This is a genomic window from Achromobacter sp. DH1f (assembly GCF_000633435.1).
GTDB classification, from domain to species: domain Bacteria; phylum Pseudomonadota; class Gammaproteobacteria; order Burkholderiales; family Burkholderiaceae_B; genus Achromobacter; species Achromobacter deleyi.
Genome location: NZ_AYMF01000023.1, coordinates 109,403 through 131,471 on the forward strand (window position 1 = coordinate 109,403; position 22,069 = coordinate 131,471).

Consider the following 22,069-nt stretch of genomic DNA (forward strand, 5'->3'; position numbering starts at 1 on the left):
TCGGGGGCTCAGGCCGAGGCGGGCGTCGTGGGGGTGGCGTCGGCCACGCGCGTTTCGCGCAGTGCCAGCAACGCGGCGCAGGCCAGGCCGGCGATGCCCGCCAGCGCCAGAAACGCCGCGCGGTAGCCCGCGTGCTGCACGATCAGGCCCGCCAGGCCGTTGCTGAGCGAGGCGCCGATGCCGAACACCGTCGTGACGGCGCCCAGGCTGGCGTTGAAGCGGCCGGTGCCGTGCGTCAGGTCCAGCACCATCAGCGGCAACACGGCGCCGAAGATGCCGGCGCCGATGCCATCGAGCAGCTGCACGGCGACCAGCCACGCCATGTCGTCCGACAAGGTGTAGAGCAGGCCGCGCAACGGCAGGATCGCGAACCCGATCAGCAAGAGCGGCTTGCGGCCCAGGCGGTCGGCATAACGGCCCACGGCCATGGCCGCCGGAATCATCACGAACTGCGCCGCCACGATGCAGGCGGACGTCAGGGGCGTAGCCAGCGCCGGATTGGCCAGCGCCAGTTTCTGGCTGACCAGCGGCAGCATGGCGGCATTTGCGAGGTGGAACAGCGCGCAGCTGACGGCCAGCAGCACCAGCGGGCGGTTATCAAGCAGTTGGCGCAGCGGGACGGGTTGCGGCGCGGCCGCCGGGTCGTCGTGCGCCAGGCCGCGCGCCCGGTCCAGGTCGATGTCTGCGGGAATGCGCAAGGCGGCGGCGACGCTGGCCAGGGCCATCGCGGCCATCAAATAGAACACGGCCACCGGGCCCCAGAAATACGCCAGCACACCGGCCAGAATCGCCGCCACGGCGTTGCCGGCGTGGTTATAGGACTCGTTGCGTGCGATGCGCGCGGTGAACGCGCCGCGGGCGCTGAGCCCCAGTGTGATGGCGGCGATCAGCGGCGCAAAGACCGATGACGCCACGCCGGCCAGCGACTGCGTGAACGTGACCCAGGCAAAGCTGGCGTTGACCAGCACGGCCATGCAGGCCAGCGTCACCAGGATGGCGGCGGCCATCAGCAAGGCGCGCTTGTTCGGCGTGCGGTCGACCAGCGCGCCGGCCGGGGTCTGCGCGGCCAGCGCCGCCAGGCCCGACAGGGTCATCACCAGGCCGATGCTGTCGGGCCGCCAATGGTGCACGGCCAGCAGGTAGATGGCCAGATAGGGCCCCAGGCCGTCGCGCACATCGGCGACGAAGAAATTGAGCCAGTCCAACGGACGCGAGGCAGACGAGGGGGCAGTCAAGACAATGGCCGTCGCAAGGGGGTGACGATGCCAGATTGTCGCTCATCTTCACGTCATTGTTTTGAATATCAAAGTATTCGTTCAAAGCCTGGGTGGGGGCATTAATTCGAATATCGGAAGAAATCGGCCAAAGCCGAAAACGAGGAAAAAATCATAAATAATCGCCGCGCAAGATCAGGCCAAAAGTATTAATCCGAAAAATTAATATCCGTCGATCGGCGTGGAGCACGCGATGCAAGAAGCCAAGTCGTTCAAGCTCGTCCCTCGTCCCCTGACCGTGCTTGTCGGCGCGGCCTTGTTCGGCGGTTGGCCCGCAACGGGCGTGCAGGCCGCTTGCGTGACCAGCGGCTCCACCACCACCTGCAACACCAACGCGCCCAATCCCGCCACGACGCCAATAGGGCAAGGCCCCACCACTGCCAGCGGCGCGGCGGTGACGCTGCAGCCCAATGCCCGGCTGGAAGTGACGAACGCCAACGCCGTCAGCCTGGGGGACAACGCCCAGATCACCGTGAACGCCGGCGCCGTCATTTCCAATAACGCCACGTCCGGCGCAGGCTTGTGGAGCACCGGCAACAACACAGTCGAATTCGGCTCGAACGGCACGCTGAACATTGCCCAGGGCGGCAAGATCCAGGCGCTGGGCACGCAGGCCAATGCCGAAGCCATCAACGTCATGGGCGCCGGCAACGCCATCATCAACCGCGGCGTGATCTCCGGCGGCAATGCGGCCGCCATCTGGTTCGAAGACCGCACGCTGGGCGCGGCCAATACGGTCGACAACTACGGCACGATCCAGGCCGGCAACGGCACCAGCAGCAATGTGATCGGCAACAGCGGCAGCGGCAACGTCAACTTCATCAATCGCAGCGGCGCCGTCGTGAACGGCAGCCTGACGTTTGCCAGCGGCAATGATTCGCTGACGCTGTATCCGGGATCGGTCATCACGGGGGGCTTCAACGGCGGCGGCGGCACCAACAGCCTGTTGCTGGCCGGCGAGGCGGGGTCCAGCGATACCTTGCCCGGCGCCATCCGCAACTTCCAGTCGCTGACCAAGACGGGCGACGGCAAGTGGACGTTGTCGGGCACGGTCGGCGGCAATGGCGGCGGTACGCCGCTGGCGGTGGAGGTGCAGGGCGGCACGCTGGCCTTGACGGGCGACAACACCAGCTTCAACGGCTCGGTGCTCGTCGACGCGGCGGGCACGCTGGAAGCGCGTGCGCAGAGCCTGCCGCCCAGCGTGGCCAACAATGGCCTGGTGCTGTTCAATCAGCCGGACAACGGCACCTATGCAGGCACGATCAGCGGCACCGGCGCCATACGCAAGATCGCGGCCGGCATCCTGACGCTGTCGGGCGCCAACACCTACCAGGGCGGCACGACGATACAGGGCGGCACGGTGGCCGTGGGCGCTGACAATGCGCTGGGCGGCACAGGCGGCGGCATCACGCTGGACGGCGGCGGGCTGGCGTTCACCAACAGCTTCAGCCTGTCCGGCAGCCGCAGCGTCACCGTTACTGCCAACAACGGCACGCTCGCCGCCAACGCCGGCGTGACGGGCACACTGACCCAAGCCATCACCGGCGCAGGTAGCTTGACCAAGGACGGCGCCGACACCGTCGTGCTGACCAGCAATGCCAACAGCTGGGCGGGCGCCACCACGATCGCGGCCGGCACGCTGCAGCTGGGCAACGGTAGCGCGTCGGGCAACCTGCCCAGCGGCAGCGCCATCACCAACAACGGCACGCTGGCCTTCAATCGCAGCGACCTGTTCACCTTCGGCAACCTGATCAGCGGCAGCGGCGGCATTCGCCAAAGCGGTTCGGGCAGCACGATCCTGACCGCAAACAACAGCTACGCCGGCCCCACGGCGGTGACGGCGGGCGCGCTGTACGTCAACGGCACGCAGACGGGCACCGGCGCGGCCACCGTGGGCAGCGGCGCCACGTTGGGCGGCACGGGCGCGCTGGGGGGCAGTGTCACCGTGCAGACCGGCGGCACCTTGGCGCCGGGCAGTATCGGCGCCGCGCCGGGCCTGCTTACGATCGGCGGCGACCTGACGCTGCAAAGCGGCTCGGCGCTGGCGTATTCGTTCGGCCAGGCCGGCGTCGTGGGCGGCCCCTTCAACGACCTGACCAACGTGGGCGGCAACCTGGCCCTGGGCGGCACGCTCAATGTGCAGACCTCGGCGGGCGGCTCGTTCGATCCGGGCGTGTACCGCGTCATCAACTACGCCGGTACGCGCAGCGGCACGCTGGCGCTGGGCACGGTGCCCACGCCGGGCAACTATTTCATCCAGACCTCGGTGGACAAGCAGGTCAACCTGGTCAACACCAATGGCCTGACGTTGAACTATTGGGACGGCGCCAATCCGCTGAACAAGAACAACAACACCGTCGATGGCGGGCCGGGTATCTGGATGGCCGACGGGCCGCTGGCCAACGACAACTGGACGGGCATGAACGGCGCCTTGAACGCGCCGTGGAGCCAGAGCGCATTCGCCGTATTCATGGGGCAGGGTGATACCGTCCGGGTCGACAGCACGACTCGCGGCGCCATCCTGACACAGGGGATGCAGTTTGCCGCCGACGGCTACACGCTGGTCAACAACCTGGCGGCCGACGCGTTGACGCTGGTGGGCGTTGCGGTCACGGGCGGCGGGCCCAACGAGGCCGTGATCCGCGTGGGCAATGGCGTGGCCGAAGGCGCCGGTTACACCGCCACCATCGCCGCGACGGTGGCCGGCGCGGCCAAGCTGGTCAAGACCGACCTGGGCACGCTGGTGCTGTCGGGCGTCAATACCTATACCGGCGGCACCGCCATCAATGGCGGCGTGCTGCAGGTCAGCCAGGACAGCAACCTGGGCGCGGCGGGCACGGGCCTGACGCTGGACGGGGGCACGCTGCGCGCCGCGGGCAGCTTTGCGTCGAACCGTGCGACCGACCTGCGCGCGGCGGGCGGACGCTTCGACATGGCGGGCGGGTCCACGCTGACGCTGACCAGCCCGGTGACGGGCGCGGGCGCGCTGACGCTGCTGGGCACCGGGACGCTGGCCCTGGCCGGCGATGCGACCTATGCCGGGGGCACCACCGTTTCCAGCGGCACGTTGCAGCTGGGCACGGGCGTGGGCGGGTCGGCCACGGGCAGCATCCTGGGCAACGTGGCCAACAGCGGCACGCTGGCGTTCAACCGCAACAATGCCTACACCTTCGGCGGCACGATCAGCGGCACGGGCGGCGTGACGCAGATCGGCTCGGGCACGACCACGCTGACCGCCGACAACACCTATACGGGCGGCACCACGATCTCGGCGGGGACCTTGCAGCTGGGCGCGGGCGGGGCCACCGGCAGCCTGGTCGGCAATGTCGTCAACAACGGCGGCCTGGTGTTCAACCGGGGCAATGACTATGCCTTTGGCGGCGCGATCAGCGGCGCCGGCACGGTGACGCAGCAGGGCGCAGGCACCACCGTGCTCAGCGCCAGCAACAGCTATGCCGGCGCCACCACGGTCAACGCCGGCGGCCTGTTCATCAACGGCGACCAGACCACGGCCCTGGGCGCCACCACCGTCAACAACGCGGCGACGTTGGGGGGCAAGGGCATCATCGGCGGCGACGTCACGTTGACAGGCAACAGCATCCTGTCCCCGGGTGACAACAGCACGGCGCCCGGCACGCTGACCATCCGCGGCAACCTGACGCTGGGCAGCGGCACCTCGCTCAATTACGCATTCGGCCAGGCCAACGTGGCAGGCGGCCCGTTCAACGACCTGACCAACGTGGGCGGCAACGTCAGCCTGGGCGGCAAGCTCAACGTGTCGCTGTCGCCCGGGGGCCGCTTCGACCCGGGCATCTACCGCATCATCAACTACGGCGGCACGCTATCCAACCCTGGGGGCCTGACGGTGGGGACGTTGCCCGCGGGGTCGAACCCGGCCGATTATTTCGTGCAGACGTCGGTGGACAAGCAGGTCAACCTGGTCAACACCAACGGCCTGACGCTGAACTACTGGGACGGCGACGCGGGGCCCAAGAACAACGGCCAGGTCAATGGCGGGGCGGGCACCTGGGTGGCCCCCAACGGCATCAACGACAACTGGACGGACGCGGGCGGCGCCGTCAATGCTCCCTGGAGCCAGGGCGCGTTCGCGATCTTCACCGGCCAGAGCGGCACGGTGCTGGTGGACAGCACCAGCAATGGCCCGATCAACGTGCAAGGCATGCAGTTCGCCACCGACGGCTATGTGCTGCAAGGCAACACCGGCAGCGACGCGCTGACGCTGATCGGGGTGCCCGTGGCCGGCGGCGGCCCCAGCGAGGCGATCATCCGGGTGGGCGCGGGGTCGGCCGACGGCGCCACCTACGCGGCCGCGATCACGGCGGTGCTGGACGGCGCGGCCAAACTGGTCAAGACCGACCTGGGCACGCTGGTGCTGGCCGGCGCCAACACCTACACCGGCGGCACCGCCATCAACGGCGGCGCGTTGCAGGTCACGCAGGACAACAATCTGGGCGCGGCCAGCGGCGCGTTGTCGCTGGATGGCGGCACGCTGCGCGCCGCCGGCAGTTTTGCCACGGGGCGCGCCACCACGCTGGGCGCGGGCGGGGGACGCTTCGAGGTCACTGGCGCCAACGCGTTGACGCTGACCAGCGCGGTCATGGGCAGCGGCGCACTGGGCAAGCTGGGCACGGGCACCCTGACGCTGGCCGCGGACAATGGCTATACCGGCGGCACCACCATCATGGCCGGCACGTTGCAGCTGGGTTCTGGCGCGGGCGGCTCGGCCGCCGGCAGCCTGCTGGGCGATGTGGCCAACAACGGCACGCTGGCGTTCAATCGCAGCAATGCGACCACCTACGCGGGCGTCGTCAGCGGGTCCGGCAGCGTCGTGCAGCAGGGCACCGGTACCACGGTGCTGACCGGCACGAACACCTATACCGGCGGCACCACGATCTCGGCGGGTACGCTGCAACTGGGTGCGGGCGGCGCTACCGGCGGCATCGTTGGCGACGTGGCCAACAATGGCGCGCTGGCGTTCAACCGCAGTGATACGTATACCTTCGGCGGTCTTGTCAGCGGTGGCGGCACGGTCAGCCAGAACGGCAGCGGTACCACGGTGCTGACCGCCAACAATGCCTACACCGGCGGCACCTCGATTACGGCAGGCACCCTGCAACTGGGCGCGGGCGGCGCTACCGGCGGCATCGTTGGCGACGTGGCCAACAACGGCGCGCTGGTGTTCAACCGCAGCGACACCTATACCTTCGGCGGGCAGGTCAGCGGCGCAGGCAGCGTCAGCCAGATCGGCAGCGGCACGACGGTGCTGACCGGTGCCAACACCTATACCGGCGGCACCACGATTACGGCGGGCACCTTGCAGCTGGGCGCGGGCGGGCCCACAGGCAGCATCGTCGGCAATGTGTCCAACAACGGCACGCTGGCGTTCAATCGCAGCGACGGCTATCTGTTCGGGGGCCTCATCAGCGGGGGTGGCGGCGTCAATCAGCTGGGCACCGGCACCACCATCCTGACCGCCAACAACACCTACACCGGCGGCACCACCATCACGTCGGGCACGCTGCAACTGGGCAATGGCGGTACCAGCGGCGGGCTCCAGGGCGACGTCGTCAACAACGGGGTCCTGGTGGTGGTTCGCAGCGACCAGGTGATGCTGAACGGCGTGATTTCGGGTAACGGCGCGGTCGTGCAGAACGGCAGCGGCCAGACGGTGCTGACAGGCAAGAACACCTACAGCGGCGTGACGGTGGCGATGGCGGGTTCGCTGTTCGTGAACGGCGACCAGAGCGCGGCCACTGGCGGCACCTTCGCGACCGGCGGCAGTACCCTGGGCGGCACCGGCATCATCGGCGGCAACACCTTCGTGGCCGGCACGCTGTCGCCCGGCGACCTGACCGGCGCACCAGGCACCTTGACGATCACCGGCGATCTCACCCTGGACAACGCCGCCACGCTGGCCTACAACTTCGGCCAGGCTGGCACGGTGGGCGGGCCGCTCAATGACCTGACCATCGTCAAGGGTAATCTGGCGCTCAATGGCACGCTCAACGTGGCCACCGCGCCGGGCGGCAGCTTCGACCCGGGCGTGTACCGCGTCATCAGCTACGACGGCACGTTGACAGGCAGCGGCCTGACCATCGGCACCATTCCGTCGCCGTCGTTCTCGGTGCAGACCGCCGTGGCCAAGCAGGTGAACCTGGTCAATACCGCCGGGCTGACCTTGAATTTCTGGGACGGCGCGCTGGCCGCGGGCAAGAACAACGGCACGGTCGATGGCGGCAACGGCTTCTGGCAGAACGCCGCCGGCAACGACAACTGGACCAATTCCCTGGGCGTGCCCAATGCGCCGTACGCCGACGCCACCTTCGCCATCTTCATGGCGGCGCCCGGCACGGTCACGGTCGACAACAGCCTGGGCCCGGTGCGCAGCGGCGGCATGCAGTTCGCCAGCAATGGCTACCGGCTGACGGGCGGGGCGATCGAACTGGTGCCCGACACCGACGGCGGCACGACGATCCGGGTGGGCGATGGCAGCAGCCTGGGCACGGCGTACATCACCACGATCGATTCGGTGCTGACCGGCGCGTCGCGGCTGGTCAAGAGCGACCTGGGCACCTTGGTCCTGGACGCCGCCAACACTTACACCGGCGGCACCGCGATCAATGGCGGCACCGTGCAGATCGCCAATGACGCGGCGCTGGGCGCGGCTGGCGCCGCGCTGGCCATGAACGGCGGCACGCTGCACACCACGCAGAGCCTGACGCAGTCGCGGCCGATCACCCTGGGCGCCATGGGCGGCAGCGTGGAACCGGTGGCCGGCACCACGCTGGTCGTGGCCAGCGACATCGGCGGCGCCGGCTCGCTGACCAAGCTGGGCGACGGCACGGCCATCCTGACGGGCAACAACAGCTATGGCAGCGCCAGCGTCGTCAAGGACGGCGTTACCGTCATCAAGGCCGGCACGCTGCAGGTCGGCGATGGCGGCACCCGCGGCAACATCATGGGCCTGGTCAGCAACGACGGCGTGCTGGCCTTCAACCGGTCGGACCGTTACGTGCAGGCGGACCCCATCAACGGCAGCGGCCAGGTGATCCAGCAGGGCAGCGGCACGACCGTATTCAATGCCGTCAACGGCTATTCCGGCGGCACCACGGTCGCGGCCGGGGGACTGGCCGTGGGCGACGCAGCGAACCCGAGCGCGGCCATCAACAGCGGCGGGTCGGTGACGGTGCAAAGCGGCGCCCGCTTCGGCGGCTACGGCAGCGTCACGGGCAATGTCACCAATGCCGGCACGCTGTCGGTGGCCGATGCCTTTCCCGGGCTGGGCGGTGGCGCGGGCGGCTTCGCCATCCGCGGCAACCTCATCAACAGCGGCGTGGTCGACCTGGCGGGCGCCGCGCCGGGCAACCGGCTGACCGTCACCGGCAACTACCAGGGGCAAGCGGGCGTGGTGGCGCTGAGCACCGTGCTGGGGGCCGACAATTCCCCGACCGACAAACTGGTCATCAGCGGCGGCGCAGCCACCGGCAGCACCACGCTGCGTATCACCAACCGCGGCGGCCTGGGCGCCAAGACCACCGGTGACGGCATCCAGGTGGTGCAGGCGCTCAACGGCGCGACCACGGCGCCGAGCGCCTTCGCCACCGGGGCGGGCGTGTACGCGGGCGCGTATTCCTATCAGCTGTTCCGCGGCGGCCTCGCGGCCGGCAATGAGCAGAACTGGTACCTGCGTTCCGAACTGGCCGGTTCCAACCCCAATCCCGGCACCCGGGGCATCGACCCGCCCAGCGTGCCGACGTACCGGCCAGGCGTGCCGATCTACAGCGAGGTGCCTTCGCTGGCGCGCGAGCTGGCGGTGCAGCAGATCGGCACGTTCCACGACCGCCAGGGCAACCAGGACCTGCTGACGGGCGAAGGGCGCCTGCCGGCGGGCTGGGCGCGCACCTGGGGCGACCATTTTTCCGAGCGTCGCGACGGCACGGTGCGTCAGTCGTTCAGCGGCAATGTCTTCGGCCTGCAGGTGGGGCAGGACCTTTATGCCCGCCGCACCGACAGCGGCCACCAGGACCGTTTCGGCGTATTCCTGGGCTATGCGCGCGCCGATGGCAACGTGCGGGGCTTCGCGATGGGCCAGGACGACTATCGCGCCGGCAAGCTGGCCATCGATTCCTACAGCCTGGGCGGCTACTGGACGCACGTCGGTCCCGGCGGCTGGTACACCGATACCGTCATCATGGGCAGCCACCTGAAGGTCAAGCCCGATTCCGGCGCGGGCGACACATCATCCACCAACGGCCGGGCGGTTACGGCGTCGGTCGAGGCGGGGCTGCCGATCACGTTGAATCCCACCTTGACCCTTGAGCCGCAGGCCCAGGTGATCTACCAGAACACGCGCATCGACACGGTTCGCGATTCGGCATCCGACGTCAGCTTCGCGCCCAGGAACGCGCTGATCGGGCGGGTAGGGGCGCGGCTGCAAGGCGAGTATCAGGCAGGCGGGGCCACCTGGAAGCCCTATGTGCGGGCCGACCTGTTGCATACCTTGGGCGGCAACGACCGTGTGCGCTTCGGCGAAGACACCACGACGCAATCGGCCATGGGCGGCACGCAGGCCCGGCTGGGAGTCGGCATGTCGGTCAAGGCCAGCGAACGCGTCAGCGTGTATGCGTCCGCGGGCTACGGCTTCAACCTGGGCGGCGAGCGGCGCGACCTGGTGCAGGGCAACGTGGGCGTGCGGATCAGCTGGTGATGGCGGGCCGGCGTTCGGGCAATGGGTGGTGGCCGTAGGTCACAGCTGACTAGACTACCGACCGGTAGTTAGTCTATATTCCGTGCACCTGAACGCAGCCGTCGGCCGCGCCAGGCGTTTCGGCCCAGCGCCGACCGAACCCGGAATTTCGCCATGACCCGCACCCCCGCCGTCCAGCGCATCCTAGATGCCGCCCTCAGCCATTTCGCCGACCGCGGCTACGAAGGCGCCTCCCTGGCCGACATTGCCGACACCGTCGGCATCCGCAAGGCCTCGCTGTATACCCATTTCGCCAGCAAGAACGCCCTGTACCTGGAGATCTTCGGCGACGCGCTTGCGCAGGAAATGCAGACGGCGCGCCAATGCTTCGCCGACGAACCGGACAGCGCCTTGCCGGGTTCCGCCTACTGCGCCCACCTGGTCGGACGGCACGGCGAATCCCGGCCGCTGCGCTTCTTGCTGCGCGCCAGCTACGTGCCGCCCGACGCGCTGGAAACGGCCATCACCGCCGACTATGAAACCTACCTGGCGCAACTGCGCCGCGACTTCGATGCCCGGTTGCGCGCCTGGGCCGGGCAGCGCGGCAAGCTGGCCCGCGCCGATGCCGCGCGCTATGTCGAGGCCTACCTGGGCCTGATCGACGCGGTGCAGGTCAAGCTGGTCTATACCAACGCGGGGCAGGCGGGCGAGCGGCTGGACGCCATGCAGCGCATGCTGGCCGATGGCCTGGCGCAGGCCATCCGACCGGCGCGCGCGGCATGAACGGCGCCGCCACGACCCACCGCGCGCCCCTGATCGGCGCGGGCCTGATCCTGCTGCTGGCCTTGCTGACGGCGCTGGACGCCATGGCCATCGACATGTACCTGCCGGGCATGCCGGCCATTGCCGACGACTTCGGCGTGCCGCCCGGGCGCATCCAGCAGACGCTGTCCATCTTCCTGGCCGGGCTGGCCATCGGCCAGGCGCTGTACGGCCCCTTGCTGGACCGCTACGGCCGCCGCCTGCCGCTGCTGGCGGGCGTGGCGGTGTTCGTGGCCGGTTCGGTGATGGCGGCCGTGGCGCCGTCAGTGGAATGGCTGCTGGCCGCCCGCTTCGTGCAGGCGCTGGGCGCCGCGGCCGGGCTGGTGACGCCGCGCGCCATCGTGGCCGACCTGTGCGGCGTGGCCGAATCCGCGCGTATTTTCTCGCTGCTGATGCAGGTGATGATGATCGCGCCCATCGCGGCGCCTATCCTGGGCGGCTACCTGCTGGGTCATGGCGGCTGGCGTGGCGTGTTCTGGGTACTGGCGGGTCTGGGTGCGGCAGGGCTGCTGTGGGGCTGGCGGGCGCTGCCCGATTCCCTGCCGGTGCAGCGCCGCGCGCCGCTCAACGGCGGTGCCATCCTGCGGGCCTACGGCCGGCAGCTGCGGCACCCGGCCTTCATGGCCTACACCTTGGCAGGCGGCTTCGTGCTGGGGTCGCTGTTCAACTACATCAGCGCGTCGGCCTTTGTGTTCACCGGGCATTTCGGCCTGAGCGCGACGCAGTTCAGCTACGTGTTCGCGGGCAATTCGGTGGCCCTGGTGCTGGGCGGCATGATCAGCAACCGCTTGCTGGGACAGGGTCGCGGGGCCGGCGCACTGACGCTGGCCGGCATCGGGATCCATGCGCTGGCGGGGCTGGCGCTGTTCGGCGCGGTGCTGGCCGGGCAGGCGCCATTGGCCGTGTACGCGGCCCTGCTGGCCGTGGCGGTCGGCGCGCTGGGCCTGATCTTCGGCAACCTGACCGCACTGACGATGAGCCACGCCGGCAAACAGGCGGGCGTGGCGTCTGCGCTGATGGGCACGCTGCATTATCTGATGTCCGCCGCCATCGGCTACGCGGTCAGCCTGGCGCCGCAGGGGCCGGGCCTGCTGCCGGTGGCGATCTTTGCGTGCGGGGTGTTGGCGGCGGGCTTGTGTGTCGTGGCCGGGCGGCGGGCATGACTATGCGTTTCCCGCATACCGCCAATGGCGTCCATCTATTGGACAGCGCCTGACGCCTAGGCCTATCTTTCGTCTCCAAGAGGTGGCCGATGCCGCCCATAGAACAAGCGCCAGCAAAACGGTGCAGGAGACAGCATGGATCACGACCGCAAGCCCATCCGCAGCGGCATGGGCCGCAGCACGCCCGACCGCATTTTCGTCCAGGGGTTCGACCTGGTCGAGGACGTCATCGGCACCCTGAACCTGGGGGACATGGCGTACCTGGAAATGACCGGCCGGCTGCCCGACAGCCGCCAGTCGCGCGTGTTCAACGCCATTCTGGTGACGCTGGTCGAACATGGCATGACGCCCATGGCGATCGTGTCGCGGCTGGTCTACCTGGGCGCGCCGGAATCGTTGCAGGCGGCGGTGGCGGCAGGGCTGTGCGGCATGGGCACGACGTTCGCCGGCACCGCCGAAGGCGCCGCCCGCATGCTGCACGAGGCCTGGGAAGCGCCCGGCGACCAGGATGCGGACACGCTGGCCCGCCGAATCGTGGCGGATTTTCGCGCCCGGGGGCAGTCCATTCCCGGCCTGGGCCACAACCTGCACAAACCGCAAGACCCGCGCACCGCGCGGCTGTTCTCGATCGCCGAACAGGAAGGCCATGCCGGCCGCTATGTCGAACTGATGCTGGCCATCGGCGCCCATGCCCAGGCGGGGCTGAGCAAACCGTTGCCCATCAATGCCACGGGCGCCATCGGCGCGCTGTGCTGTGAACTGGGCATTTCCTGGAAAGCCGCGCGCGGCATCGCCGTGATCGGGCGGGCGGTGGGGCTGGTGGGGCACCTGGCGGAAGAGCAGGGCAACCCCATCGCGCGCGAAATCTGGCAGCGCACCGAAGCCGAGGCCAGCCGCCAGGACGACCCCACCGCCGGCAACGGCCGCCGGGAGGCGCCATGATGCTCAGGAAACATGCGGCCGTGTTGGCAGCCGCTTGCGGCATGTTGCTGGGCGCCCAGGCGGCAAGCGCGGCCTGGCCCGAAAAGCCCATCCGTTTCATCGTGCCGTATCCGCCGGGCGGCGGCACCGACATCGTGGCGCGGGCCGTGGGCAAGCGGCTGTCTGAAAGCCTGGGCCAGCCCGTCATCGTCGAGAACCGGCCCGGGGCCAGCACCATCATCGGCTCGGACGCCGTGGCGCGGGCAGAACCTGACGGCTACACCATCGGCCTGGTCACTGATTCCCATGTGCTCAATCCGCTGTTCTACCCGCAGCGCCAGCCCTACGACACGCACAAGGACTTCGCGCCCGTCGGCCAACTGGTGTCGGTGCCGTTCATCCTGGTGGCCAATCCCAAGACGGGCTGGACCAGTGTCAAGCAGCTGCTGGATGCCGCGCGGGCACGGCCGGGCAAGATCACCTATGCGTCGATCGGCAATGGCACGCCGCATTACCTGGCGATGGAATTGACTCGTGCGATGGCCGGCGTCGACTTGGTGCATGTGCCGTACAAGGGCGTGGCGCCGGCGCTGGCCGACCTGCTGGGCGGCCAGGTGGACGTGATGTACACCGGCATGTCCACGGGCCTGCCGCAGGTGCGCAATGGCCGGCTGACGGCGTTGGCGGTGTCCGGGCCGAAGCGTTCGCCGATTGCGCCCGACATTCCCACGGTGGCCGAGTCGGGCCTGCCGAATTTCGCCTTCATGACCTGGTACGGCGTGGTGGCGCCGGCCGCCACGCCGCCCGACCGGGTGCAGCGCCTGAGCGCCGAGCTGCGCCGGGCGATGCAAGACCCGGCGCTGCGCGAACAGCTCGATCAATTGGGCGTCGAGGCTGCGCCGTCCGACCCGGCAGCGTTTGCACGCTTCATGGACGACGAGTCGGCCAGGTACGAACAGATCATCAAACTGACGGGCGCAAAGGGCGAATAGTGGAACTGACAGAAGAACAGCGGCTCATCCGCGACACGGTAGGCGCGTTGGCGCAGGCGCGGTTCGCGCCGGCCGCGGCCAGCGCCGACAAGGAATACCGGCCGCCGATCGAGAACCTGAAGGTGCTGGCCGAGCATGGCTACACGGGTGTGTTCCTGCCCGAAACCTACGGCGGCGCAGGCCTGGGCTTGCTGGAAACGGTGCTGATCGTCGAGCAACTGGCGCGTTCCTGCGCCAACACCGCGATGCTGTTTTCGTGCACCGACGGCGCCACCCCGCGCGCCATCCTGCATATCGGGTCCGACGACATCCGGCGCCGTTACCTGCCGGCCTTTGCCCGGGCCGAACGCTATGCGGCCTGGAGCATGTCGGAAGCGAACGCCGGGTCGGACGTGGGCAACGTGCAGACCCGCGCGCTCTTGCGCGGCGACCACTATGTGGTCAATGGCAGCAAGCTGTGGTGCAGCGGCGCCCAGGTGGCCGACGTCTTCCTGGTGTTGGTGCGCCTGTCGGACGAGCCCGGCATGAAAGGGGTAGGGGCCTTGCTGGTCGAGCGCGGCGCGCCGGGTTTCTCGGTGGGGCGGCATCTGGACCTGCTGGGCCTGCGCGGCACGGGCATGGCCGAACTGGTGTTTCAGGACTGCCCGGTGCCGGCCGGCAATCTGTTGCTGCCGCCGGGCCGGATGAAGGATCTGCTGCAGGTGTTCGACGCCGACCGCATCATCGGCAACCCGCCCATCTGCCTGGGCCTGGCGCACGCCGCGCTGGCGCAGGCGGCGCAGCACCTGAAAGACCGGGTGCAGTTCGGCCGCCCCCTGGCCGACAACCAGGGCCTGCAATGGAAGCTGGCCGACATGGCGATCGACCTGGAAGCGGCGCGGGCGCTGGTGTACGCGGCGGCCGCCAGCCTGGACCGCGGCCAGCATTCGGTCGCCCAGGTGTCCATCGCCAAGACCTATGCCAATGAAATGGCGGTGCGGGTCACGAACCAGGCGATGCAGCTGGCCGGGGCCTTCGGCCTGTCCGAAGAGTATCCGTTCGAACGCTACTTCCGCGACGCACGCGGCATGTCCATCGGCTACGGCACGACCGAGATCCATCGCAATGTGATCGCGCGCGAAATACTGAAAGGCAATTACCTGGCCTGACGCCAACGAGGATTCCATGCATTCCCGATACGAACCTATCGCAGCCGGCGACGGCCGCACGTTTTCCGCCTACGTGGCCGAACCGGCGCACGCCAACGGCCATGCGGTGATCATTCTTCAGGAGATCTTCGGCGTGACCGACACGATCCGCGCGCTGGTGGACCGCTACGCCGCCGAGGGCTATCTGGCGCTGGCGCCCGACCTGTTCTGGCGCCTGGAACCTGGCGTGGAACTGCCGCACGACAAGGCCGGCGTGGCCAAGGCCTTCGAATACCTGGAACGGTTCGACGAAGACACTGGCATCGACGATATCGGCCGCACCGTAGCGCAGGTGCGCGCCAGGCCGGACTTCGCGGGCAAGGTGGCGGTGCTGGGCCTGTGCCTGGGCGGCAAGCTGGCGTATCGGGCGGCGGCCACGCTGGACATCGATGCCGCCGTGACGTTCTACGGCGTCGGGGTGGAGGCGCATCTGGACGATGCCGACCGGCTGGCCTGCCCGCTGATGCTGCACTACGGCGGCCGCGACCGCTACGCGCCGCCCGCCGCCGTGGACCAGATCGAAGCCGCGCTGCCGCCCGCGCCGCTGGCCGTGCTGCACCGCTATCCCGAGGCCGATCATGGCTTCTACACGCGGGGCGGGGGCATGGACGCCGACATTGCGCACGAACGCACGCAGCGTTTCCTGCAACAGGCGCTGGGAGCCGCATCATGACCGTGCTGCGCGGCCTGCGGGTCCTGGACCTGGGCAATTTCATTACGGCGCCGCTGGCCGGCATGCTGCTGGGCGAGCTGGGCGCCGATGTCATCAAGATCGAACGGCCGGGCACGGGCGACCCGTTTCGCGCGTTCAAGGGCGGCCTGTACAGCACGCAGTTCCAGGCGCACAACCGCAACAAGCGCAGCCTGTCGCTGGACTACACCCGGCCAGAAGGGCTGGCCGTGCTGGACCGGCTGGTGGCGCAGGCCGACGCGATCATCCTGAACATGCGCCCCGGCGTCGAAGACAAGCTGGGGCTGGGCGCCGAGCGGCTGCAGGCGCTGAACTCGCGCCTGGTGGTGTGTTCGATCACGGGCTTCGGCGCCAGCGGGCCGTACGCGTCGCGGCCGGCCTACGACAACGTGGGGCAGGCGGCGTCGGGCTGGCTATCCATGTTTCATGCCGGCGCGGACCCCAAGGTGGCCGGCCCGGCAGTGTCGGACGCGGTGGCCGGCCTGTATGCCGCTCTGGGCGTGCTGGGCGCGCTGGTCGAACGTGCGCAGACCGGGCGCGGTCGCAAGGTGGAAGTCAGCATGCTCGAGGCCATGATCGCCATGGCCTGTGAGCCGCTGGCCGCGATGATGGCAACCGGGCAGGCGCCCTCGCTGCACGGGCGGGCAGCCATGTCGCAATCGTATGTGGTGACCTGCCGCGACCTGCGCCGCATCGGCCTGCACCTGTCGTCGCCGGAAAAATTCTGGCGTGGTCTCGCGGCCGCCATCGAACGGCCCGATCTGCTGGCGGCGTATCCCACGCGCGCCGAACGGGTCGAGCGCTACCCGGCGCTGGCCACGACCCTGGCCGAGGTGTTTGCCGGGCAAGACCGCGATTACTGGGAACCGCGGCTGGAACGCCACGACGTGCCGTTCATGCCCGAACGCCGGCTGGACGAACTGGCGGACGACCCGCAGGTGCAGCACCAGGGCGTGTTCTACGAGCAGGTTCATCCGCGCCACGGCGCCTTGCGCGCAGCGCATCGGCCGGTGCGCTACGACGGCGATAACCGCAGCGATTTCCGGCCGCCGCCGGACCTGGGCGAACACACCGCCGAGGTCCTGCGCGAGGCCGGTCTATCGGCGCAGGACCTGGACATTCTGCAGCAGGCCGGGGTGGTCTGACCCGCAACCAAGAGAGGCTTTCATGTTCACTCGAATGCAATGCGCGCGCGGCCTGGCCGCGCTGGCGCTGGGGTTTCCTTGCGCGCTCGCTTTGGCGGCATGGCCCGACAAGCCGGTGCGGCTGGTGGTCTCGTCGGGCGCGGGCGGCACGGCCGACATCCTGGCACGGGCCCTGGCCGAGAAGCTGACGACGTCACTGGGCCAGACCTTTGTCGTGGAAAACAAGCCTGGCGCCGGCGGCCACCTGGGCGCGTCGCAGGTGGCGCGGTCGCGGGCGGATGGCTATGTGTTCCTGGTCAGCGGCAGTCCGACGCATTCGGTCGGGCCGCACCTGTACAAGAATCTGACCTACGACCCCATGCGCGACGTGCCGCCGGTGGCCATGGTGGCCGTGGCGCCCAACATGCTGGTGGTGGGGCCTGACGTGCCGGCCAAGTCCGTGGCGGACCTGGTGGCCCTGGCTCGGCAAAAGCCCGATGAACTGACCTATTCGTCCGCCGGCCGCGGCACCTCGGGCCATCTGGCGGGCGCCATGCTGGCCAGCCTGGCGCATATCAAGATCAAGCACGTGCCCTACAACGCCGGGCCGGAGGCGGTGACGGCGGTCATGGCAGGCAACGTGTCCATGACGTTCTTCACGCTGCCCGGCGTGCTGCCCCAGGTGCAGGCGGGCAAGCTGCGGGCGCTGGCCGTCACCTCGCGCTCGCGGACCCCGCTGGCGCCGTCGGTGCCGACGGTGGCCGAGGCGGGCTATCCCGATTTCGAAGCGCTGGCCTGGTACGGGCTGTTCGCGCCCAAGGACACCCCGCCTGACGTGGTGGCGCGGTTGAGCGCCGAGATCGGCCGCATCGTGCAGCAGCCCGACATGCAGGCCCGGTTGACCCAGCTGGGCACCGAACCGCACTACCTGGACGCCGAGCAGGTCAAGGCGTTCGTGGCGGTGGAATCGCCCAAATGGAAGGCCTTGATCGACACCTTCGGCGCGGAGCAGGACTGATGGATCGCCATTTTCCCGACGCCGAACCCATCACCGGATGGCGCGTCTTTGTGCGCCGCCTGGCCTATGAACGCGCAGTGCAATGGAGCGACCTGACCGAAACGGCGGCCACGTTCGTGGTGCTGCGCATCGAAACGGCCTCGGGCTGCGCGGGTGCGGCCGAGGTGGCGGTCAAGCCGACCTGGGTGGGCGCCACGGCCGCCAGCCTGGTCTGCGCGCTGGCCGAGATGTTCGAACCGCTGGTGCGTGGCCACAACCTGTCCGACCCGCGCCAGCTGCGCACCGTGCTGGACGCCATTCCCGGCAACCAGCCGGCCAAGACGCTGATCGACAACGCCTGCTGGGACTGGCTGGGCGCCCGTACCGGCGTGCCGCTGTGGCGCCGGATGCAGGGGCGGGCGCAGGTGCCGGTGTCCTGGGCGGTGACCCGGCAACCGCCCGCCGCGATGGCGCGCGAGGCGGCCGACATGATCGCGCGCCATGGCTTTCGCACGCTGAAGATCAAGGGTGGGCAGGGGATGGCGCTGGACGTGGCTTGCCTGGACGCCGTGCGGCAGGCGGTCGGCGATGGCGTCGCCCTGTACGTGGATGCCAACGGCGCGTATCCGGCGGCCGACGCCGCGGGGTACGCCAGCGCCCTGAGCCGGGCCGGCGCGATCATGGTCGAAGACCCTTGCGCCTTCGTGCCGGACCAGGGTTACACGGCCTTGCAGCAATCGGTGAACGTGCCGCTGCTGGTCGACTTCGGCATGACCGGGGTGCGCGATGCGCATCTGTTCCTGGAACGCGGCGCCCGGGCCTTGAGCCTCAAGCCGGGGCGGTTCGGCCTGTCTGACGCGCTGCACATGCGGCAACTGGCGCAGGCCGCGAACGCCACGGCGGTGGCCGGGCTGATGGGCGAAAGCGCGCTGGGTACCTGGGCGGGCCTGCAGTTCGCCGCCGCCTTGCCGCCCGCGGCCGCGCCGGCCGAATTGACCTGGTTCCTGGCGATGCGCGAACAGATGCTGGACGACGTGCCCGTCGTGCTGGATGGCGCAATTGCCATGCCCGATTGGCCGTCCGTGTGCGAACGCATCGACTGGGCGGCGATGGCCGATGTCGAGGTGACGCGATGAATCCGGTGCCATTCCTGGAACTGACCGTGGGGTCCACCTACACCAGCACCGCCCGCACGCTGACGCAGGCCGACCTGTCGCTGTCGTGCATGTTGACGGGCGACTGGCATCCGATTCACGCCGATGCCGACTATTGCCGCGAACACGGTATCGAAGGCCCGATGTTCCATGGGCCCTACGGCATCCTGCTGGCGATGGGCATGTCGACCCGGCTGCCGGAATTCGCCGAGCCGGTGATCGGCGCCCTGGGCCTGCGCGACTGGCGCTACCGGCGCCCTCTGGTGGCCGGCGACACCGTGCGGGTGCGCACGTCCATCAGCGCCGCGCGGGTGGTGTCCGGTGGCGGGCGCGCCATCGTCGAGCGTCATTTCGCGCTGCTGGATTCCCAGTCGCGCATCGTTCAAGAAGGCTACGGCAGCACGCTGCTGCGCCTGGCCAACGGAGAAGACACACCATGATTCTGGGCGACATCATCGAGCGCAACGCGCGCTGCTATCGCGACCATCCGGCCTTTCTGTTCGAGGGCCGCCGCATCACCCATGGCGAATTCGCCGAACGCGTGCGGCGCCTGTGCAACGCCCTGATCGCGCGGGGGCTGCAATGCGGCAGCCGCATTGCCATCCTGGCGCAGAACTGCCCGGAATACCTGGAACTCTACGCCGCGGCGGGCATGGGCGGCTTCATCGCCGTGGGCATCAACTACCGGCTGGGGGTGGCTGACCAGGCCGCCATTCTGCGCGACTGCGAGCCGGCGCTACTGATTCATGAGCCCGAGTATGCCGAGACCGTGGCGGCCTTGCGCCCCGCGTTGCCGGCGCAGGCCCAGGTGCTGTGCCTGGGGGCCGGGCAGGGCAGTGACGCCGGCCAAGGCGCCGACCGCTACGAAGCCGCCCTGGCCGCCGCCAGCACCCAACCGCCGCCCTGGCGGGCCGAGGCCGACGACACCCTGCTGCTGATCTACACCAGCGGCACCACGGGTGTGCCCAAGGGCGTCATGCTGGCCAACGGCGCGCAGGTCGAGCAGGCCCGCATGCTGGCGCTGACGCACGCCAGCGGGCAAGACGACCGCATGCTGATCGTGATGCCGCTGTATCACATCGGCGGCACCACGGAACTGCTCAGCTACCTGATCGGCGGCGCCACCATCGTGCTGCATCGCCGCTTCGACGCCCGCGACATCCTCGCCAGCATCGCGGCCCATCGCGTGACGGCGGCGCATTTCGCGCCCGTCATGATCCAGGCGCTGGTCGATGCGCAGGCCGAGGCGCCCGTCGACGTGTCCAGCCTGCGGGTGGTCTGCTATGCGTCGGCCCCCATGTCGGTGGCCTTGTCGCGGCGGGCGCGCGCGACCTTCGGGCCGATCTTCATGCAGACCTACGGCATGACCGAACACGGCCCGGGCACGGTGCTGCTCAAGCATCAGCACCTGCCCGACGGCTCAGCCGCCGAGGCGGCGCGCATGGCGTCGGCCGGCCAGCCGATCCTGGGCGTGGACCTGCGCATCGTCGACGACGCCGGCGCCGTGCTGGCCGACGGCCAGGTGGGCGAGATCCAGATGCGTTCGGCCGCGATCATGCAGGGTTATTGGCGCAAACCCCGCGAAACGGCCGCGGCGCTGGTCGATGGCTGGATGAAGACAGGCGACGTCGGCTATGTCGATCCGGATGGGTACCTCTTCATCGTCGACCGCAAGAAAGACATGATCATCTCGGGCGGCGAAAACATCTATTCCCGCGAGGTCGAAGAGACGCTGATGCGGCATCCGGCCGTACGCGAGGCCGCCGTCATCGGCATCCCCGACGAGAAATGGGGCGAATCCGTCAAGGCCTTCGTGGTGCGCCAGCCGGGCGCCGACGTCGACGAAGCCGACCTCGTCCAGCACTGCCGCGACCACATCGCCAGCTACAAGAAGCCGCGCAGCGTCGAGTTCCTGGATGCGCTGCCGCGCATGGCCAGCACCAGCAAAGTGGACAAGAAAGCCTTGCGGGCCCCGTACTGGGACCGCGCCGGCAGACAGGTGGCCTGACGGCCATCCCGAAAAGACCAACGAGGAGACAGGCATGGGCAGCTACAGGATGTGGGCGGCGGGCATGGCCGCATTGGCGCTGAGCGCGGGGCAGGTGACACAGGCGGCGCCGGGCGAGGCGTTTCCTACAAAGATGGTGCGCATCGTGGTGCCGTTCACGGCCGGCGGGCTGGCCGACGTGCTGGCCCGCGGCCTGGCGCAGGAATTGGGCGTACGCTGGTCGCAGCCCGTCATCATCGAGAACCGGCCGGGCGCCAACACGATCATTGCAGCGGAATACGTGGCGCGCTCGCAGCCCGACGGCTACACCTTGCTGATGGCCAACGACCCGACGCTGTCGTCCAACCAGTACCTGTACCGCAAGCTGCCCTACGACCCCGTCAAGAGCTTCACGCCGGTGGCGGGGGTGGCGCAGACCCGCGAAATCCTGCTGGTCGCCAAGGACTTTCCGGTTCAAAGCGTGGCCGACCTGGTGGCGCAGGCCAAGGCCCGGCCCGGCCAGGTGACCTACGGGTCTTATGGCCAGGGCAGCAAGGCCCACCTGGACGCCGCGGCGTTTTCCGCCCAGGCGGGCATCGAACTGAACCATGTGCCCTACAAGGGCGTGGCCGACGTGATGACGGCGCTGGCGGGCGGGCAGATCAATATGGCCATGGTGGGCGTGCCGCCGTCCATTCCCATGGTCAAGGGCGGCAAGGTGCGCCTCTTGGCCGTCGCCGCGCCGCAGCGGATCGCGGCGTTTCCCGATACGCCCACGTTCGCCGAGCTGGGCTTTCCCCATATGGTGTCGCAGTCGTGGTTCGGCCTGGTGGCGCCCGCGGGCACGCCGCCGGCCGTGGTGGCCGACATCGCGGCGGCCGTGCGTCAGGTGATCGCGCAGCCCGCCTTCCAGGAAAAGACCATCACCCGCGTGGGGCTGGAGCCGCTGGACCTGGGGCCGGACGCGTTTGCGCGCTTTCTGGAACGCGATCGCCAGGAATACGAACACGTCATTCGCGGCCTGAACGTCAAGCTGGACTAGGGACGCGA

Annotated in this window: 14 protein-coding genes; 13 read left to right on the forward strand and 1 reads right to left on the reverse strand. The window is 69.1% G+C overall.

Annotated elements, in window-relative coordinates; translation table 11 throughout:
* Nucleotides 1-8: 8 nt before the first annotated feature.
* On the reverse strand, nt 9-1,235 hold the full coding sequence (locus tag U858_RS0118545; protein WP_029954045.1) for an MFS transporter: 1,227 nt from the start codon (nt 1,233-1,235) through the stop codon (nt 9-11).
* 232 nt (nt 1,236-1,467) lie between these two features.
* On the opposite strand from U858_RS0118545, the gene U858_RS35375 reads away from it, so the two are divergent.
* The 13 genes from U858_RS35375 to U858_RS0118610 all read left to right on the forward strand — a co-directional run bounded on the left by U858_RS35375 (nt 1,468) and on the right by U858_RS0118610 (nt 22,061).
* Nucleotides 1,468-10,002 (forward strand): autotransporter-associated beta strand repeat-containing protein, encoded by an 8,535-nt coding sequence (locus U858_RS35375; RefSeq protein WP_025138653.1) that lies wholly within the window; start codon nt 1,468-1,470, stop codon nt 10,000-10,002.
* Between the two features lie 153 nt (nt 10,003-10,155).
* Nucleotides 10,156-10,764, forward strand: coding sequence for a TetR/AcrR family transcriptional regulator (locus tag U858_RS0118555; protein WP_025138654.1), 609 nt, complete (start codon nt 10,156-10,158; stop codon nt 10,762-10,764).
* On the forward strand, nt 10,761-11,966 hold the full coding sequence (locus U858_RS0118560; RefSeq protein WP_025138655.1) for a multidrug effflux MFS transporter: 1,206 nt from the start codon (nt 10,761-10,763) through the stop codon (nt 11,964-11,966). Before U858_RS0118555 ends, U858_RS0118560 begins: the two co-directional genes overlap by 4 nt.
* Nucleotides 11,967-12,101: 135 nt before the next feature.
* Complete coding sequence (locus tag U858_RS0118565) at nt 12,102-12,908, forward strand: citryl-CoA lyase (protein ID WP_025138656.1); 807 nt, start codon at nt 12,102-12,104, stop codon at nt 12,906-12,908.
* Nucleotides 12,905-13,879, forward strand: a complete 975-nt coding sequence (locus U858_RS0118570; protein WP_081821648.1) for a tripartite tricarboxylate transporter substrate binding protein — start codon at nt 12,905-12,907, stop codon at nt 13,877-13,879. Before U858_RS0118565 ends, U858_RS0118570 begins: the two co-directional genes overlap by 4 nt.
* A complete protein-coding gene (locus U858_RS0118575; RefSeq protein WP_025138658.1) occupies nt 13,879-15,027 on the forward strand; it encodes an acyl-CoA dehydrogenase family protein in 1,149 nt (382 codons plus the stop codon). The genes U858_RS0118570 and U858_RS0118575 overlap by 1 nt, the downstream gene beginning before the upstream one ends.
* 16 nt (nt 15,028-15,043) lie before the next feature.
* Nucleotides 15,044-15,739 carry a dienelactone hydrolase family protein gene (locus tag U858_RS0118580; protein ID WP_025138659.1) on the forward strand — a complete coding sequence of 232 codons (696 nt, stop codon included), beginning with the start codon at nt 15,044-15,046 and terminating at the stop codon, nt 15,737-15,739.
* A complete protein-coding gene (locus tag U858_RS0118585; protein ID WP_025138660.1) occupies nt 15,736-16,902 on the forward strand; it encodes a CaiB/BaiF CoA-transferase family protein in 1,167 nt (388 codons plus the stop codon). The genes U858_RS0118580 and U858_RS0118585 overlap by 4 nt, the downstream gene beginning before the upstream one ends.
* 22 nt (nt 16,903-16,924) lie before the next feature.
* Complete coding sequence (locus tag U858_RS0118590; RefSeq protein WP_025138661.1) at nt 16,925-17,899, forward strand: tripartite tricarboxylate transporter substrate binding protein; 975 nt, start codon at nt 16,925-16,927, stop codon at nt 17,897-17,899.
* Entirely contained in the window at nt 17,899-19,014 is a 1,116-nt protein-coding gene (locus U858_RS0118595) for a mandelate racemase/muconate lactonizing enzyme family protein (protein WP_025138662.1), read from the forward strand. Before U858_RS0118590 ends, U858_RS0118595 begins: the two co-directional genes overlap by 1 nt.
* Entirely contained in the window at nt 19,011-19,472 is a 462-nt protein-coding gene (locus tag U858_RS0118600; protein WP_025138663.1) for a MaoC/PaaZ C-terminal domain-containing protein, read from the forward strand. Before U858_RS0118595 ends, U858_RS0118600 begins: the two co-directional genes overlap by 4 nt.
* A complete protein-coding gene (locus U858_RS0118605) occupies nt 19,469-21,040 on the forward strand; it encodes a long-chain-fatty-acid--CoA ligase (protein WP_025138664.1) in 1,572 nt (523 codons plus the stop codon). Before U858_RS0118600 ends, U858_RS0118605 begins: the two co-directional genes overlap by 4 nt.
* A 34-nt stretch (nt 21,041-21,074) precedes the next feature.
* On the forward strand, nt 21,075-22,061 hold the full coding sequence (locus U858_RS0118610; protein WP_025138665.1) for a tripartite tricarboxylate transporter substrate binding protein: 987 nt from the start codon (nt 21,075-21,077) through the stop codon (nt 22,059-22,061).
* Nucleotides 22,062-22,069 lie beyond the last annotated feature (8 nt).